Annotated in this window: 19 protein-coding genes; 9 read left to right on the top strand and 10 right to left on the bottom strand. The window is 71.1% G+C overall.

Going from position 1 to position 16,577, the window contains the following annotated elements; all coding sequences use genetic code 11:
* Nucleotides 1-36: 36 nt before the first annotated feature.
* Complete coding sequence (locus tag AC067Z_RS15635; RefSeq protein WP_478790041.1) at nt 37-888, top strand: class I SAM-dependent methyltransferase; 852 nt, start codon at nt 37-39, stop codon at nt 886-888.
* 86 nt (nt 889-974) lie between these two features.
* Here AC067Z_RS15635 and AC067Z_RS15630 read toward each other — a convergent pair whose 3' ends face one another.
* The gene (locus AC067Z_RS15630) at nt 975-1,178 is read right to left on the bottom strand and encodes a hypothetical protein (protein WP_478790040.1); all 204 of its coding nucleotides are present in this window, start codon (nt 1,176-1,178) and stop codon (nt 975-977) included.
* A gap of 131 nt (nt 1,179-1,309) precedes the next feature.
* On the opposite strand from AC067Z_RS15630, the gene AC067Z_RS15625 reads away from it, so the two are divergent.
* Nucleotides 1,310-2,587, top strand: a complete 1,278-nt coding sequence (locus AC067Z_RS15625; RefSeq protein WP_478790039.1) for an MFS transporter — start codon at nt 1,310-1,312, stop codon at nt 2,585-2,587.
* Between the two features lie 110 nt (nt 2,588-2,697).
* Here the strand turns inward: AC067Z_RS15625 and AC067Z_RS15620 are convergent, their stop codons facing one another.
* The 3 genes from AC067Z_RS15620 to AC067Z_RS15610 all read right to left on the bottom strand — a co-directional run bounded on the left by AC067Z_RS15620 (nt 2,698) and on the right by AC067Z_RS15610 (nt 5,849).
* Nucleotides 2,698-3,108 (bottom strand): RidA family protein, encoded by a 411-nt coding sequence (locus tag AC067Z_RS15620; protein WP_478790038.1) that lies wholly within the window; start codon nt 3,106-3,108, stop codon nt 2,698-2,700.
* A gap of 258 nt (nt 3,109-3,366) precedes the next feature.
* Nucleotides 3,367-4,605 carry a PP2C family protein-serine/threonine phosphatase gene (locus AC067Z_RS15615; protein ID WP_478790037.1) on the bottom strand — a complete coding sequence of 413 codons (1,239 nt, stop codon included), beginning with the start codon at nt 4,603-4,605 and terminating at the stop codon, nt 3,367-3,369.
* Nucleotides 4,606-4,784: 179 nt separating this feature from the next.
* Nucleotides 4,785-5,849 carry a hypothetical protein gene (locus tag AC067Z_RS15610; protein WP_478790187.1) on the bottom strand — a complete coding sequence of 355 codons (1,065 nt, stop codon included), beginning with the start codon at nt 5,847-5,849 and terminating at the stop codon, nt 4,785-4,787.
* A gap of 112 nt (nt 5,850-5,961) precedes the next feature.
* On the opposite strand from AC067Z_RS15610, the gene AC067Z_RS15605 reads away from it, so the two are divergent.
* Nucleotides 5,962-7,254, top strand: a complete 1,293-nt coding sequence (locus AC067Z_RS15605) for an MFS transporter (RefSeq protein ID WP_478790036.1) — start codon at nt 5,962-5,964, stop codon at nt 7,252-7,254.
* Between the two features lie 12 nt (nt 7,255-7,266).
* On the opposite strand, the gene AC067Z_RS15600 is transcribed toward AC067Z_RS15605, so the two are convergent.
* Complete coding sequence (locus AC067Z_RS15600) at nt 7,267-8,250, bottom strand: DUF3048 domain-containing protein (protein ID WP_478790035.1); 984 nt, start codon at nt 8,248-8,250, stop codon at nt 7,267-7,269.
* Between the two features lie 114 nt (nt 8,251-8,364).
* On the opposite strand from AC067Z_RS15600, the gene AC067Z_RS15595 reads away from it, so the two are divergent.
* Both AC067Z_RS15595 and AC067Z_RS15590 read left to right on the top strand, forming a co-directional pair.
* A complete protein-coding gene (locus tag AC067Z_RS15595) occupies nt 8,365-9,270 on the top strand; it encodes a DUF2199 domain-containing protein (RefSeq protein ID WP_478790034.1) in 906 nt (301 codons plus the stop codon).
* A gap of 253 nt (nt 9,271-9,523) precedes the next feature.
* Nucleotides 9,524-9,787 carry a hypothetical protein gene (locus tag AC067Z_RS15590; protein WP_478790033.1) on the top strand — a complete coding sequence of 88 codons (264 nt, stop codon included), beginning with the start codon at nt 9,524-9,526 and terminating at the stop codon, nt 9,785-9,787.
* 172 nt (nt 9,788-9,959) lie between these two features.
* On the opposite strand, the gene AC067Z_RS15585 is transcribed toward AC067Z_RS15590, so the two are convergent.
* A complete protein-coding gene (locus tag AC067Z_RS15585; RefSeq protein ID WP_478790032.1) occupies nt 9,960-10,118 on the bottom strand; it encodes a hypothetical protein in 159 nt (52 codons plus the stop codon).
* 255 nt (nt 10,119-10,373) lie between these two features.
* Here AC067Z_RS15585 and AC067Z_RS15580 point away from each other — a divergent pair, with 255 nt between their 5' ends.
* Nucleotides 10,374-10,820 carry an ML domain-containing protein gene (locus tag AC067Z_RS15580; protein ID WP_478790031.1) on the top strand — a complete coding sequence of 149 codons (447 nt, stop codon included), beginning with the start codon at nt 10,374-10,376 and terminating at the stop codon, nt 10,818-10,820.
* Nucleotides 10,821-10,982: 162 nt separating this feature from the next.
* Nucleotides 10,983-11,798 carry an SAM-dependent methyltransferase gene (locus tag AC067Z_RS15575; RefSeq protein WP_478790030.1) on the top strand — a complete coding sequence of 272 codons (816 nt, stop codon included), beginning with the start codon at nt 10,983-10,985 and terminating at the stop codon, nt 11,796-11,798.
* A 145-nt stretch (nt 11,799-11,943) separates the two neighbouring features.
* Here the strand turns inward: AC067Z_RS15575 and AC067Z_RS15570 are convergent, their stop codons facing one another.
* Nucleotides 11,944-12,846, bottom strand: coding sequence for a helix-turn-helix domain-containing protein (locus tag AC067Z_RS15570; RefSeq protein WP_478790029.1), 903 nt, complete (start codon nt 12,844-12,846; stop codon nt 11,944-11,946).
* Between the two features lie 92 nt (nt 12,847-12,938).
* A complete protein-coding gene (locus AC067Z_RS15565; protein WP_478790186.1) occupies nt 12,939-13,154 on the bottom strand; it encodes a DUF397 domain-containing protein in 216 nt (71 codons plus the stop codon).
* Between the two features lie 309 nt (nt 13,155-13,463).
* On the opposite strand from AC067Z_RS15565, the gene AC067Z_RS15560 reads away from it, so the two are divergent.
* Nucleotides 13,464-13,880: an ATP-binding protein gene (locus AC067Z_RS15560; RefSeq protein ID WP_478790185.1), complete on the top strand. Its 417-nt coding sequence runs from the start codon at nt 13,464-13,466 to the stop codon at nt 13,878-13,880.
* Nucleotides 13,881-13,925: 45 nt separating this feature from the next.
* Here the strand turns inward: AC067Z_RS15560 and AC067Z_RS15555 are convergent, their stop codons facing one another.
* Nucleotides 13,926-14,279 carry a CAP domain-containing protein gene (locus tag AC067Z_RS15555; RefSeq protein WP_478790028.1) on the bottom strand — a complete coding sequence of 118 codons (354 nt, stop codon included), beginning with the start codon at nt 14,277-14,279 and terminating at the stop codon, nt 13,926-13,928.
* A gap of 656 nt (nt 14,280-14,935) precedes the next feature.
* Nucleotides 14,936-15,382, bottom strand: a complete 447-nt coding sequence (locus tag AC067Z_RS15550; RefSeq protein WP_478790027.1) for a VOC family protein — start codon at nt 15,380-15,382, stop codon at nt 14,936-14,938.
* A gap of 446 nt (nt 15,383-15,828) precedes the next feature.
* On the opposite strand from AC067Z_RS15550, the gene AC067Z_RS15545 reads away from it, so the two are divergent.
* Nucleotides 15,829-16,575 (top strand): class E sortase, encoded by a 747-nt coding sequence (locus AC067Z_RS15545; RefSeq protein WP_478790026.1) that lies wholly within the window; start codon nt 15,829-15,831, stop codon nt 16,573-16,575.
* Nucleotides 16,576-16,577: the final 2 nt, after the last annotated feature.

Below are 16,577 nucleotides of genomic sequence, written 5' to 3'. Positions count from 1 at the left end.
AGCGGCCGGGCCGCAGGCTCCCGAGGAGATTCCGTCATGACCGACGCGAACGGAGCGGCCGACGCCGACCGCGCCCTGAAGACGAAGCATCGCAAGATGTGGGCGCTGGGCGACTATCCGGCCATGGCGGCCCAACTCATTCCGGACCTCGGTCCCCTGCTCGTACAGGCGTGTGCGGTGCAGAGCGGCCGGCGCGTACTCGACGTCGCGGCCGGCTCGGGCAATGCCGCGATCCCGGCGGCGCTGGCCGGTGCCGATGTGGTGGCCTCCGACCTCACGCCCGAGCTGCTGGATGCGGGCCGGCAACTGGCGGAGAAGCACGGTGCGGAGTTGGAGTGGCGTGAGGCGGACGCCGAGTCCCTGCCGTTCGGCGACGGGGAGTTCGACACGGTGATGTCGTGCGTGGGTGTCATGTTCGCGCCGCACCACCAGGCCACCGCCGACGAGCTGCTGCGGGTGTGCCGGCCGGGCGGGACGATCGGACTGATCAACTGGACACCGGAGGGCTTCATCGGCCGCATGTTCGCGACGATGAAGCCGTACGCCCCAACGCCGCCGCCCGGCGCGCAGCCGCCGCCTATGTGGGGCAAGGAGGAGCATGTGCGCGCGCTGTTCGCCGACCGGGTGAGGGATGTCGACGCCAGGCGGCAGACGGTGCGTGTGGACAGGTTCGCGACGCCGGAGGCGTTCCGGGACTACTTCAAGGCGAACTACGGGCCCACGATCGCGACGTACCGCAACATCGCCGACGATCCGGACCGTACCGCGGCACTCGACGATGAACTCGCCGACCTCGCCCGTCGCCACGCCAGTGCGACCGACACCGGCGCACTGGCCATGGACTGGGAGTATCTGCTGGTCACGGCGCGCAGGACCGACGCGGGCTGACCGACGGACAACAGGGCCGTTCACAGCGGTCGGCCACGCCCGCCTCCTCCGGGAGGCGGGCGCGGCCGGCGAGTCGTCGGGGAGCGTCAGTTCCGGTCGGTGGTCCCGGGATTCACGGCCGCGAGGGCGTCGGTGTCGGTGTCCGCGGCGACGGCGTCGACACGACTGAGGACATCGTGGCTGTTGAGACCGTCGAGGGTGCCCGCCTGTGCTGCGGGCGGGGGGCTGACCGCGGCGATCGCGGCACCGGTGGCGAGAGACATGACGGCGAGGATGCTGCGCTTCTTCATGCCCGTTTCAACTGCCGAGGGGCTTCGAGGACACGGCCGTGCCGTTGCCTGGTGTCCCTTTCCCGCGAACGCAGCCGCCGAGGGATAAACCACTAGTGGTCCAGACCTCTTGGCTGATACATCTCACCTCCGTGAGAGACAAGACACCGGCGGGCCCGCGCGGCCCTGCCTCCCCAGGGATCACGTACACCGGCGGACGTCCCGGAGCGGAGCCCGGGCCGCCCGGACTGTGGAACCGCAACTTCCGGCTGTTCTTCGTGGCACGCGCGGTCGCCGTGTTCGGCGACGGCATGGTGCCCGTCGCCCTTGCCGCGGGCCTGCTGGACGCCGGCCGGCCCGCGTCGTCGGTGGGCTATGCGCTCGGCTCGTGGATGGGGCCCTTCGCGCTGCTGGTGCTGTTCGGCGGAGTACTGGCCGACCGGTTCACCGCCCGGCGCATGATGATCATCGCGGATGTGCTGCGCCTCGTCGGAGCCTCGGCGCTGGCCGTGCTGTTCGCCCTCGGCAGTCCGCCGCTGTGGTCCGTGTACGTGCTGAGCGCGGTCAGCGGCGTCGGCGCGGCGCTGTTCCAGCCGGGCGTGGCGAGCACGGTGCCGCGCATATCCGTGGACGTCCAGCGTTCCAATGCCGTACTCCGCGTCTGCGAGGCCCTGATGGCGATGGCCGGGCCCGCCTTCGCCGGCCTGGTCGTCGGACTCTCCGGCGCCGGTGCGGTGTTCGGGGCGAACGCGGCGACGTTCGGCGTCAGCGCGGTATGTCTCGCCCTGATGCGGCTGGCCCCCGTACCGGGCGACGATGTGCAGCGCGGTTCGATGCTGACGGAACTGGCGGACGGCTGGCGGGAGTTCAGGGCGCGCAGCTGGCTGTGGCAGGTGATCGCGGTCTGGACGGTGTACGGACTGACCGTGCTCGGCCCGATGCTGCCGCTCACGGCAGCACTGGTGACGGACCGGCACGGCTCCACGTCGTACGGCCTGCTGATGGCGGTCAACGGCGCGGGCAGCGCGGCGGGTGGGCTCCTCGCCCTGCGCACGCGGCCGGCGCGCCCGCTCACCGCGGGCGCGGTGGCGCTGATCGGGGTGCCGGTGAACCTCCTCCTGCTGGCCGCCGACTCGTCCGTGGCCGTGCTGGGTGTGGGGCAGTTCGTGGTCGGGGCCGCGTTCGCGTACTGGCTGGTCATGTGGTCGACATCGGTCCAGACACACGTACCGCAGGAGGCGCTGAACCGCCTGCACGCGTACGACGTGGCCGGATCGCTGCTGATGCTGGCTGCCGGGCGGGCACTGGCGGGCCCGGCGGCCGAACTGCTGGGGGCACGGCAGGTGCTATTGGGCGGAGCGGTCATCGGCACACTGGTGCTGGGCGTGCTGCTGGCGCTCCCGTCGGTGCGGAAACTGCCCAGGGCTTAGGGCCTGTCCGACGGGTCGTGTGACCGCTTGACGCGCAGCTTGTTCCCGTCAGTGGGGGGTGATCTCTCGGATGAGCTCCTGACCCACCCGAGAGCCTGTGGTGCCCAGCCTCACCGAATGAGCCCGATTGCCTCGATCTCGATCATCCACTCGGGGTCGGCAAGTGAGGAGACCTCCACGAACGACTCCGCGAGGTGGGGCTTGTCCGGGAAGTGTTCCGCGCGCAGCTTGGCGAAGACGTCCTGTTGCGCGATGTCGGTGACGAACACGGTCGCCTTCACGGTGTCGGCGAGACTGGAGCCCGCGTTCGTCAGCACCGTCGACAGATTCGCGAGCGCCTGACGGGCTTGCGCCTCGAAATCCCCGGCGCCGACCGTGGCCCCCTGGGCGTCCATCGGGGCCTGTCCCGAGGTGAAGACCAAGTTCCCGACCCGGATGCCGAGCGAGATACCGGCCGACTCGTACCAGTCGGGCTCCGCGGAGATGCGCACACGTTCGACGGCGGGCTGTGTAACGGACATGCTGCTGATACTCCCTCAGAACCGTACATGCGAAGCCGAGTGCCGAGATCGCCACCCGGCGTGATCCAGGTACGACAGCCACGGGAAATCGAGATCCATTCCCGATGCCCCATAGGTTCGCCTCGGGGCGGGGCGGGGTGGTGCGGGCCGGCGGTTGCCCCTGTGCGCCAGGCTGAGCCACATCCCCGACATGATTCGTCGGACAGGCCCCGGTGGATGGGTGCCCACTCCCCCTCATCCCCCTTCGTGCCGGAGCTCCTACGGTGCGTCGGTCGGAGGGACATGTCCGGTGGTGCGTCTGCGGATACGGGCGGCGAGGATCGCCACGTCGTCCTCGGCGTGATGGGCGTCGAACCGGTCGACGACCGCATCGAGGAGCTGCTCGATCCCGGCGCCCGGCGGCAGCCAGCGCCCGGTGAGCCGGGCCAAGGACTGGTCGATGTCCTCGTTCCTGCGCTCGACCAGACCGTCGGTGAACAGCAGCAGGGTCTCGGACGCGGTGATCGTGCGGGTGATGAGTTCGTATCCGCCCACTCCGGTGCCCAGGGGCGGGCCGACCGGTACGGGGACGACCTCGGCGGTGTCGCCGGCGAACAGCACGGGCGGCAGATGGCCCGCGCTGGCGAAGGCAGCCACCTTGCGGGCGGGGTCCACACGGATGAGCAGGCAGGTGGCGGGGCGGCGACTCGGATCGGACGCGACGGTCGCGTCGAGCTGGCGGAGTACCCGGTGCGGCGGCAGGTCGGCGGAGGCGACGTAACGCAGGGCGGAGCGGTAGGCGTTCATGTCGACCGCGGCGTCCAGGCCGTGGCCCATCACGTCGCCGACGACGAGGAGCGTGCGCCCGTAGTGGAGGCGCACCGTCTCGAACCAGTCCCCGCCGACGAGGCTGCTGCCTCCGGCCGGCAGATAGCGGGTGGCGATCTCCAGGTTGGGGTGCGGTCTGCCCGGTTCGGCGAGCAGGGCACGCTGGAGGTTGAGCGCGGCGTCGCGTACGGAGGCGTGGGAGCGGGCGTGCCCGATGAGGACGGCGGCGAAACGGGCGGCGTAGTGGAGGGTGGCGGTCTCGTCGTCGGTGAAGCTCTCCCCGGTGCGGGCGGCGAGCAGCACACCGTAGGCGCGACCGTGGGCGAGCAGGGGCATGTGGAGGTGCGTGACCGGGAGTCCGCCGGTCAGCGACGTGGCGGTGCTGATGGCGTGCCCTTCGTCGAGCGCGCTGACGGCGTGCACTTCGGCGTCGTCTCGGGCGTCCAGCAGCTCCTGGCGTCCGCGTACCGCGGTGCGTTGCAACGGGCCGTGCGGGTGCGCTCGATCGGAAGGAACGTCCTCGGACAGGACGTCCACCGCGACCGCGTCGCACAGGGAGGGACACAGGAAGCCGGCCAGCTCCAGGCACACGGTCTGCTCGTCGAGGGTGGTGCCGATGGCCTCCAGTGCACGTTCGGCCGACTCCAGTCGTTCCCGGACCCGCCCGAGCCGATCGCGTCTCTCCGACAAGGTCACCTCCGTGCAACCGCCCCGCATCCGAACGCCATCACATCAGCGAATCGGGTGCGGGGCGGGCAGCGACGCAGGGCCGTAGGCCATGTACCGGGCACGGCCGCGACGCAGCGGACGCGGACCGGGGGCCAGGCGGCGGGGACCGGAGGCCGGGCGGGCACGCGCCCGGCCGGGCGTCACCAGTCGCCGTCGGCGACCGGCTTTCCCGGTTTAGGGGCGTCCCCCAGCGGATGGATCTGATGGCTGCCGGGCGCCTGCCACGGCGAGTGGTCGTCCCCGAGCCAGTCGCCGACCGGCTTGACGTCGCCGAGGGGACCGGCGGGCGCCAGATCTGTGGCGCCCTCGTCGCCGTACTCGAACCAGGGCAGTCCCGCCCGGGTGTAGGCGACGCGGTCGACCGGCGACGGGGGCGGCTCCTCGCCGGTGATGGCGCGCCACTGCGGAGGGGTGACCAGGTGGACGAAGAGCCGGCTGGACGGCTCGTCCGCCCAGTCGGACAGCACGCGGTCGTCCCGGTACACCTCCTGACGCATCGTTCCGCCGGCGCCCAGACCCATGGCGGGCGCGGCGGCCGGGGACCGGGGGGCAGCGGCCGGAGCGGGTGGCGCACCGGCGAAGCCACCCTGTGCGGCGCCGTACCCCACCGCTCCCGCGCCGCGCATGCGTGCCGCCGCCTCGCGCGCACGCTCCGCCCGGATCCGTTCCTGCTCGCGCCAGGCAGCGAGGGCCTGCGGCGCGAGCGGGAAGGCCTGCAGCTGCACTCCGCCCCAGGTCTCCTCGCCGGTGACCTGACCCTCCACAGTGGCCCCGAGACCCAGCGGCACCGCGACGAACTGGCGCACTGTCCCCGTACCGGAGTTGATGCCGTCCAGCCACGGCTGACGGGGCAGCACCACGTAGTTCTGCGGACGGCGCGAGAGCCGTCCGGTCCAGCGCTCGCCGGACACGGCGCACACCTTGCCGACGCCGACCTGGAGCGCGGTGGGCTCACGGCTGCCGGCGAAGCTCAGCCACATGGCCTCGCGCAGATACATCGGCAGCATCACGCCCCCGCGCTCGCGCATCGAAGCGGGCACGGAATCCGCGTGGTCGGCGACCCGCCGCAGCGGGAATTCGCCGAGCCCGGGCGGCAGCGGGTGGGTACCCGTCTCCGGCAGGCGCAGTGTCCTGATGAAGCGGACGCACGCCCCGTCGCCCAGCAGCAGACTGTTGCCCTCGATCCGCACCGAACCGGCACCCACTGTGGCATCCCCTTGCGTCGACCTACCCGTCACACCTGTCACGGTCTGGGGGCGCCGCACGGTTCCCGACCAGGAGGTGTACGCCTGCACGGAGTTGGGGATGGTCGCGATCATGACAGATCCCACCCCGGTCCTCACGGTCGCACCGCCCTCCCGGCGTCCGGTGAGACAGCTGCTGGCAGCGTCCGTCGGCAACGCGGTGGAGTGGTACGACTGGTACGCGTACACGTTCCTCGCCGCCTACATCGCCGACCAGGTCTTCCCCTGCAGCGCGGACAGCTCACTGGTCCCGCTGCTGTCCACCTTCGCGGTCTTCGCCGTCGGCTTCTTCATGCGTCCCGTGGGCGGGCTGCTCATGGGGGCGGTCGCGGACCGGCACGGCAGACGGGCCGCGCTGACCGTCACGATTCTGCTGATGGGCGGCAGCAGTCTGCTGGTCGGGCTCACTCCCACATACGCGTCCGGGGGAGTCCTCGCGCCGACGGTCCTGGTGGCGGCCCGGCTGCTCCAGGGCCTTTCCGTAGGAGGCGAATTCGCTGCCTCGACGACGTTCCTGGTGGAGTCGGCGGGCCCGGGGCGGCGAGGGCTGTTCTCGTCCTTCCAGTACGTGTCCACGTCCGTGGGGCAGCTCGCGGCGTCCGGTCTCGCGGCCCTGCTGGTGAGCGTGCTCAGCGAGCCCCAGATGGACGGCTGGGGGTGGCGCCTGCCGTTCGTGCTGGGCGCCGTGCTCAGCCTTGTCGGTTTCTGGATCCGGCGCAGCGCACACGAGACGCGCAGCGCCGAACAGCGACGGGGCGAGCGCCCGGGGCTGTTCGACGCCCTGCGCCACCATCCGCGTGAGTCACTGCTGATCTGCGGGATCACGGCCGGCGGCACGCTCGCGTACTACACCTGGACGTCCTACCTGCCGACGTACGCGGAGCTGAACACAGGTATGGACAAGGGCGACGCACTGCTCGCGGGCACCGTGTCGCTGGCGTTCTTCACCCTGCTGCAACCGGTCGGCGGACTGATGTCCGACCGTTTCGGCCGCAAGCCGTCGCTGCTGTTCTTCGGGCTGGGGTTCGCACTGCTGAGCGTGCCGCTGCTGCAGGCCGTGAACGGCTCGTTCCTCTCGCTGCTGTTCGTGCAGTGCGCGGGCATGGTGCTGCTGACAGGTTTCACGTCCATCTCCGCGGCGGTGAACGCGGAGGTGTTCCCCGCGCGGGTCAGAGCGGCGGGCATCGGCTTCCCCTATTCCCTGACAGTGGCCGTCTTCGGCGGCACCGCGCCCTATGTCGGCACGCTCTTCAAGGAGATGGACCACCCGGACCTGTTCCCCTGGTACGTCGCCGTGCTGTGCCTCGTGTCGTCGGCGGTGTATCTGCGACTGCCGGAGAGCGCGCACAAGGGGCTCGACCGGTGAACGCCGGCCCGGTCAGCGGGCGGTGAGGACCACCCACGTCTGGCCGCGGGCGAAGGAGAACCGCTTCCCCGCCACGGTGGTGAACACCGTGTCGCCCTCCGCCGTGTCCCGCTCCCAACGGGCGTCGAAACTGCGCCCGTCGCGCAGTACCAGTGCGCGGCCCGAGCCGATCGTCTCGGTGTACGGAGTCACGCTGCCCCCGCGGTCGCGGAAGCGCGAGGGCCGCACCTCGGTGTACTGCACGACCACGGTTGCCGCAGCCGGCTGTCCGTCGTCGGTGGTGACGGCGGGCGTGCCGTCCATGGCCACCCGCCACGCCTTCCGGCCCGGGGACCAGGTGAACGTGAACCGGGCCGCCGGATAGCGCACGGTGTACTCGTCGAGCGGGGTGCCGCCCTCGGGCGCGGGGCCGAAACGCAAGCCGATGTCGGAGGCATCGCTCACGCCGTCGGCAGCGTCCAGTGCCTGTTCGGGGCGGAGATACAGGTTGTGCGGTGCCGGACGGTCGTCCGCGCGCAGATACGCGCCGGGTGCCCGGCCGGGCGGCAGTGCGGCCAGGGGCGCCGCCTCGATCAGGGGCAGGAGCGCGGACTGGGCGCCGGAGTAGGCGAGGGCCGGGCGGCCGAACTGGCGCAGGAGCTCGATGTCGGATTCGCGTGCGCTGCGCACCGGGCCGATGCGAGGCGGCAGCTCGGAGGAGAAGACGGCGAGCAGCCGGCTGAGTCCCGATTCGACCTGCTCGACGTAGACGATGTCGGCGGCGGCGAGCCCGGTGTGCGGGCGGGCGGGACGAACGTTGTCGATCTTGACGGCGAGAACGGGGCCGGGACGCCCGGGCAGGCCGGTGAAGTAAGAGGTCCGCTGCTCGGCGGACGGGGGCCGGCCGGTCGGTTCGGAGTCGGTGCAGCCGAAGAGTCCGAGTGCGAGGGCGGCGGCGGTCAGCGCGGCGACCACCATGTCGCCCCGCCCCCGTATGCGTCTGTCGTATGCGTCCATCGGCCGCTCCCGTGCCTCAAGTGGAGCATGAAAACCGAAGCCGCGACAGACATCGGGCACTACCGTCCGCACCCCGACGCAGGGCGTGACCAGCAGGGCGCATACGCTGCGGGCGTGATCGAGAACCCCGCACCCTCGTGTGCCTGCTGCGGCACTCCCACTCCCGACGAGGACCGCATCGATGTGCGCTTCGGGCTGCCGGACGCCGCGCTCGCCCTCCCACAGGAGAGTCGCCACCCCGTAGGCACGGGCGGGCTGCTGCGCGTGGACGGCGCCGGCTCCTTCGTACGGTGCCTGCTGCCCGTGCAGCTCACCGATGGGATCGAGCTCGTCCTGGGCACCTGGCTGCGGATCGACGACACGGATCTCGCGCGCGCCCACGCCGTCTGGGAGGCCCCGGCCTACGCGGACCTGCGTCTCCGTGGCACCCTCGCCAACGCCGTCCGCCCGTGGGGCGACGAGCTGCTCGGCGCCCCGCTCACCGTCGAGGTCCGCAACGAGGACGAGATCCCGTACGCCGCACAGACGCCTCATCCGCTCCTGGGCCGGGTGCTGGGCGGGACGTGGGACCGTGACGAAGTCCTGCGGTGCTTCGGCCATGCCCTGCCCGTCGGCGTGCGGACTCCGCTGGACGACCACTGGAGCATCGAGCGCACGCCGGGCCTCATGGCGCGTGTCGTGGACGGCACCTCGCAATTCGCGGGGCCCGGACGCACCGTGCACGCCGACTTGTTCCACGACGCTTCGGGACAGACCCCGGACGCCGTCCTGGCATCACTCGTCGCGGGGGCACCGGCTGTGCCTCCGGAGCAGCAGCTCACGGAAAGCGTGGCTGACGGGATCCGGCACGCCTTCTGGCTCACCTCGCACCACGAAGGCCGCGAGCAGCACGAGCTGTACGGCTTCACCGTCCATGCGGGCGGCAGCGCGGTCGGCCTCGCCTGCATGTGGGACGCGCCCGAGGACCTGAAGTGGGCGCAGCACACGTGGCGCTCGGTGCGGTACGTCGAAGGCGGCTGAGCACGCAGGGGCTTGCCGGGTTGTTCGGATCGGGCCGGCGAGGTGAGCGGGCACGCGGGCAAGGCGGGATCCGAACGAGAGGCCCCGCCTCCCAGGCCCTCGGCCTCCTCGGCCTGCTGCTCAGCCCGATGGCCGCCGCCTTCCCGGCGGCGCGCTGCGGCATGCCGCGGCGGGGCACACGTACGAGGGACAGAGCGAGCCAGTCGGCCGGGCAGAGATCATCATCGGCGACAGCTCGGTCGCGGACGCGTCCGTGACCGCGGCCGGCAACGACCGGATCTACGGCGGGGGCGGCAGCGACACCGCGTTCGGTGACAACACGGACTTCGACGCGGACGCGACCGCGGGCACGGCGGGCGGGCGGGACGTGTTGCGTGGCCAGGCCGGCGACGACTCCCTCTTCGCCGGACCCGCCGACGACCTGCTCGACGGCGGCGCGAACACCGACGCCTGCGACGGGCAGGCGGGCACTGGCGACACCGCGCTCGACTGTGAGTCGAGCGCGGGCATCCCGTAGGGCACGGGTCACTGTCGGGTTTCCGCCACGGCTGTTCCCCCGGACACGGCGCGCCGGTGGCAACCGAGCGCCCTCGGCGACCCGGCTTCGACGCCGTCCGGCAACGCGACGCCGAACGCGTGGGTGACGGACGCCGCCATGCCCTGATCCGGTCCGGCCGCCACGTAGCGGTCTAGCGGAACGCGGCCGAACGCTGCAGTTCGAAGTCCATGGTGCGCTCCACCTCGCGAAGGGTCTCCTCGGCCGTCCGACGGACGTCCGCGGGGACATCGCCCCGCTCCTCGACCAGGCTGTCGTAGATCGGTGCGTCAGCCCTGACTGCGGAGCTCACGATAGGTCCCTTCGTTCGATCGCCCGTTCGCGGGACGCCACGAGCGTGATGCGGTTCTGCCGGAAACAGGGGCCGAGTGTACGGGGTGCTCCGGCAGCGCCCGACCGGCGGCCCCCGGGTACTCCCGCACCCCGAGCGGGGTGCGTCGGCCTGCCGTTCGTGCAGTACAGGGGCGGTGCGGCCGTACGGGTGGAGCCGGACGTCATACGGCGCAACGGGCGGTGACCCCCGCGCGGTGGGGTCGTTGGGGCGGACGTGAAAAGGATCACTTACACCATCGCCGCCTGCGCGCTCGCCCTCGCCACCCTCACCGCGGCCCCCGCCCACGCGGGTCCGCTCGGCCCCGCAGAGGAGTGCGGCGGGACCGGGCAGGCCACCGCGCTGCGCATCGAAGGACACAAGGGGACGGGTCCCGTGAGTCTGCGGACGGACACGACCACCACGTTCGAGTTGGACTTCCGGCCCGCACGCTCGCACGGGACCACCCAGTTGCATGTACGGACCACTGGCGCCTTCGGTGAGTTCGCGCTGTCGCGCGGCAGCCTCGGGCCCATGACCGCCGGGAAGCGGCAGACGGTGGCGCACCGGATGACGCCCAGTCCCGCCCTTGCCGGTGAAACGCTCCAGGTGCGCATCTACGTCACGGGCGACAACAACGCGCGGGAAGCCTGCGTGGAGCTGGACGTCAACGTCACGCGCTGAGGATCTGTCAGGCGTCCGGCAGGGTACGTCCTGAGGACAGACCGTGGCCGAAACAAGTCGTGAAGTATTCGCCGGTCGGCCATTCACCTGTACCGGTGCCCGCGCGCTCCCTAGCATGTTCGTCCCACTGCCTGATTCTCCACTGACGCGGGTGAGGACTGGATGCAACGCGAGTCGTGGCGCCCGGACGCCATCGACACCAAGGTGCCCAGCGTGGCACGCATGTACGACTACTTCCTGGGGGGCGACGACAACTACCAGTCGGACCGCGATGCGTGCGCGGAACTGCTGAAGCAGGTGCCGAGCACGAAGACCCTGGCCGTCAACAACCGCAGGTTCCTGCAGCGCGTGGTGCGTCTGCTGGCAAGCGAGTACGGCATCCGCCAGTTCATCGACCACGGCTCCGGCCTGCCCACCCAGGACAACGTCCACCAGGTGGCACAGGCCGTCGACCCCGAGTCGCGGGTGGTCTACGTCGACATCGACCCGATCGTGCTCGCGCACGGCCGGGCCCTGCTCGACGAGAACGACCGCACGGCCGTGATCCAGGCCGACATGCGCGACACGGAAGGCATCTTCGGCCACGAGGAGACCACACGGCTGATCGACTTCAGCCGGCCCGTCGCGGCCCTGTTCGTGTCGGTGATGCACTGCATCCCCGACAAGGACGACCCGGGCGCGCTGGTGCGCCGGGTGGCCGAGCGGCTGGCGCCGGGCAGCTTCCTGGTGGTGTGTCAGCTGGTGAGCGACCGTCCCGAAATCCGCACCTTCGTCACGGACTTCATGGCCGAGGCGACCGGCGGCAACTGGGGCAGGGTTCGTGAAGAGGCCGAGGTGACCCAGTACTTCGACGGCCTGGAGATCCTGGAGCCCGGTCTGGTGGAGGTCTCCACCTGGCGCCCCGACAGCGACCTCTCGCCCGTCCAGCAGACGGACGAGTGGATCGAGTGGGGCGGCGTGGCCCGCATCGCCCGGTAGTCCTGTCTCCTCACGGAGCGGGCACAGACGGACCGGCCCGGTGGAATGCCCCGAGGGGCGGCCCACCGGGCCGGACTGCTGTACGGGACCGCTGCCATGGCCGGTGACCGGCCGCGCCGGTGACGTCGCACGGACGCTTCGGGGTTCAGAGCGCCGCCAGGCACTCCTGGAGCTTCTCCAGCGACTGCTTGGGAGTCAGCGCGCAGGCGCCGAGGCGGTCGAGCATGTCGCGGTACTGCTCCACGGTGCCCGGCTTCTGGGTGAAGGTGCTGTCCGTCAGGTGCTCGATGTAGACGGCGTCCTTCAGGTCGCCCAGCGCGAAGCGCAGATAGCTGACGCCCGTGCCCACCCCGACGGCGGCCGTCACATCCAGCGGGGCGATCTGCAGGGTGACATGGGAACGCCCCATCATCCCGATGAGGTGCCGCAGCTGATCGCGCATCACCTCCCGCCCGCCGACGGAACGCATCAGCACCGACTCGTCGATGACCGCCCACAGACGCGGCGCGTCGGGCTGGTCGAGCTGCCGCTGGCGCTCCTGCCTCAGCTCGACCCGGCGCTGGACGTCGTGGGTCAGCAGATGTCCCGGCCCCGACTGGATCACGGCACGGGTGTAGGCGGGCGTCTGGAGCAGTCCGGGGATGTAGAACGGCTCGTAGGTACGGATGGTGGCCGCGGCACCTTCGAGGGCGACGAGCGGGGTGAAGAAGTCGGAGAGCACATCACTGAACGAGCGCCACCAGTCCGGCTGCCGGGACTGCTGGACCAGTCGCATGAACTCGGCGATCCGCTCCTCGCCCCGGACGCCGTACAGACTCAGCAGCGCGAGCGCGTCGGACGGCTTGCAGCCGTGCCGGCCGAGTTCGATCCGGCTGGTCTTGGACCGTGAGAAGCCGAGCTTGCTGTCGACGTCGGCAGGGTCGAGCCCCGCACTCGTGCGCAGTTCGCGCAGTTTGCCACCCAGGATGAGCTTCAGAGCCGTCGGGTTGCTCTCGACCGCACCCAGCGGCCGAACGAACAACGACGAACGCGGGTCGGCGGCAGTCATCGCACACTCCTGCGGAGACTAAGGGAAGGCGTCAGTATCCCAGCACATGCCTGCGCAGACCAATGGGCCGGACACTCCGCATGGGTCGCTTTTCAGCCAACCATGGAATCGAAGTCCCCGTCGCGCGCCCCTGCCACGAACGCGGCGATCTCGTCACGGGTGTAGACGAGCGCCGGCCCCTGCGGATCACGGGAATTGCGGACGGCCACCCCTCCGCCCGGGAGCTCCGCCATCTCCACACAGTTGCCTGTGGCGTTGCTGTGGCTGCTCTTGATCCACGTCGCGGCGATCAGCTCTCCGGCCCCCATGCCGTTCACGAACTCCACTTGCACCAGCCCCTCTTGACTCCTGCGTCCGTTACCGTGAAGCCTCCGTGCAATCTCATGTGCAATTGCATCCTGGGGCCTCGGTCGACAATACTCGTTCTGCGTGGGCTGTCGAACAGCGAATCCTGCAGGGAGACATGACCAGTGACGACTCACCTGTCGGCCTTCTCGGGCACCGCAACCGTGCATGGAGAGACGATTCGTCACGCCGGATCCGGCGTGAAATCGCCGCCTGGGGCATCCCTGGAGTTCTGCACCGATGAGCCTGAATGTGGTTCGGTCGCAGAGTTGGTGCCCGGCGGATTCGCGGCCTGCGGGCTGGACGGCGATCTGCGCAACGCGGGTCAGGCCCGGCGCTTCGTCACGTCGACCCTCGACAACTGGGACCTGCCCGCGCTCACGGACGACATGCAACTGCTCGTCAGCGAGCTCGTCACCAACGCGGTTCGTCATGGGCTCGCGCCCGCGATGGCCGGCGCCGAATACCCCGTCTGGCTGGGCCTGTTCCGGCATCCACGCCATGTGGTCTGTGCGGTCGCGGACCCCAGTTCCGAACCGCCCCGCCCGCGGACGGCCGCGGACGGGGCGGTGGGCGGCAGGGGCCTCGCCCTGGTCACCGCGCTGAGCGACACCTGGTCGTGGTGCCCGACCCCCCCGCGCGGCAAGACCGTCTGGGCGACGGTGCCGCTCTCGGGACACCCCGTGTGAGTCCGCAGCCACCCGCCTCCCCCGGTGGGCTGCCCGCACCCGATGTCAGCGGCGGACGGCGAAGTCCTGTACCCACCAGGGCCCGTTGCCCCGCAGGCTGACTCCGACGCCGGTTTCCGTGAGCCGGCAGTCCGTGACGCTGCGGCTGTGCGCCGCACTGGCCATCCAGTCGGAGAACGCGACGGCCGGATCACCCGGTCCGCGGTGGATGTTCTCGGCCCAGCGCCTCCAGCCGTAGCCCTCGGCCGAGATGCGGTCCCCGGCATCGCGGCCTTCGGGGGTGTCGTGCTCGTAGTAGCCGCGGGCCGCCATGTCGTCGGCGTGCGCCTGGGCGGCCTCGCTCAGCCGGTTGTCGACACGCAGCGGGGGGCACCCGACGCCCGCCCGCTTCTCGTTCACCAGGGCGACGATGCGGCGAGCGAAGTCATCCTCAGTGGCCTCGATGGCCGGGGGCGGGATGGATCCGGAAGGAGCAGGAGCCGGGGCGACGCCCGTGGGAGCGGGCGCCGGGGGCGGGGTCACGCCCGAGGGAGAAGGAGCAGGAGCCGGGGTCGCACCCGAGGGAGAAGGAGCAGGAGCCGGGGTCGCACCCGAGGGAGCGGGCGCCGGGGGCGGGGTCACGCCCGCGGGAGCAGGAGCAGGAGCGGGGGGCGCGGCGACGCCCGTGGGAGCAGGCGCCGGAGCCGTGGGCGGAGTCGCACCCGCGGGAGCAGGAGCCGGGGGCGCGGCGACGCCCGTGGGAGCAGGCGCCGGAGCCGTGGGCGGAGTCGCACCCGCGGGAGCAGGAGCAGGAGCCGCGGGCGGAGTCACGCCCGCGGGAGCAGGAGCAGGAGCCGGGGGCGGAGTCACGCTCGCAGGACCGGGATCCCGAGACGTGGTGAAGCCGCTGAGCAGCATGGTCGCGGCAAGAGCCCCGACGAGCGCGGCGGCCGGGCGCGTCCGACGGTTGCCGGGGGCGGACAGAGGGCGGTTCTGGTGCATGAGCGGGCTCGCTTTCGAGGAAGGGTCGTCGTACCGGTGCAGGGTCCGCCCCCTCCCCTGCGAATGCGCTGTCGTCAGCAGGTCCAGTCCTTGTCCAGGTCGAGATCGCCCTCACGCGCCTGCGTGAAGGAGAACCAGTTGCCCGAGTCGTCCCGAAAGATCGCTTCGGTGCCGTAGGGACGTTCCTGCGGCTCCTGGAGGAACTGCACCCCGCGCGCCTTGAGCTTCTCGTAATCGCCGTGGATGTCGTCCGTGGCCAGCACTCCCGCGCCGAGGACGCCCTTGGAGACCAGCTTCTTCATGGCCTCGGCCGACTCGGGGTCCATCACGGGCGCGCCGGGCACCATCAAGGTGAGCTGGACGTCGGGCTGGCCCTTGGCGCCCACGGTCAGCCAGCGCATGCCGCCTTCACCCATCGTCATGTCGGTCCGCACTTCCAGGCCGAGCTTCTCGGTGTAGAACTCCTTGGCCCGGTCCTGGTCGAGCACCCAGACGGTGGAGATGGCGAGTCCCTTGATCATCACGTGCTCCTCGGAGAGGGATTTCCGCGCCTTGTCACCGTAGGCGGCGAGCCGTCGGGATTGTCCTAGGAATTGCCGTTCATGGGGGGAGACTCCCCCGGACGGCTCCCACCCCGGGGAGCGGTCGACCCACACATGGCGCAACACCCGGGATGAGTGCCGCGCCGTGTCCGACACACCGGTCACGCGGGCGCTCGGTGACAGGCAGTCTGCGTGTCCCGGCCAGCCGGACGTGCCCCTGCCGGCACGTGACAGAGACACCCCCGCCCACCTGCGGAAACACGCCGCCGGACCGGGAGCGCCGTGACCCTGGCGACCCGGCCCGGGACGACAGGGGGAACATTCGATCGAGTGTGGTCGTTGTCTTGTTCGAGGTGATGGGTGTGCTCGGCGATGCGTGCCGTGGCGGCGCCTGTCGTACGACCCGGCTACCGACCCGGACCACCATGAAAGCTTCCCGGACCATCCCCCGAGTTGTCCCCCTCGCGCTTGCGGGCGCGCTCTCGGCTGTGCTCGCGGGGTGTGGCACGACCGCCTCCGGCAGCGCGACGATCACGCCTGACGCAGGAGGCGCGTCCACTCCTGCCGCGGTATCGTCGGCGGCCGCTCCGCCGGAGACCCCGCCCGGCACGACTGCCGCCGCACCGAGCCCGCACAAGCCCGACCCCCGGACCGAAACGGCCGTGCTGTCGATACCGGCGATCGGTCTGAACGCCCTCAAGGTCGTCCCGTACGAGGGCACGACGGACGACTGGCCGGGCACCCGGATCCAGAACCGCGGCGTCGGCGCCAGCCCGTACGGCGAGGACGGCGGCGTCGGCCCCGGCGAGATCGGCAACTACCTCGTCACGGCGCATCGCCTCTCCGCAGGTGGTCCGCTGCGCGACCTGCCGTTGCTCGACAAGGGCGATCCGGTGTACGTGACCGCCGGCGGCCTCGTCTACGAGTACAGGATCACGGAAACGCGGCAGACGTCCTTCCGTTCCGAGCAGTCGCTGGCCGAGCAGCGGGCGGCGGTCCCCGGTCACCCGGGCGAGAAGCCCACCAAGGCGATGATCACGATCTCGACCTGCGCCACCCCCGAGGACGATGCCGCGGGGAACTTCTGGCGCGACGACCGGGGCAACCCGGAGCATCGCATCGACAAGATCGGCGTGCTGGCCAAGGCCCCGACAAAGGCACCGGCGTCCTGAGA

Source organism: Streptomyces sp. NPDC043812 (assembly GCF_056436245.1).
The sequence above is the reverse complement of the archived record's forward strand: the minus strand, read 5'-3'. Positions and strand labels throughout refer to the sequence as shown.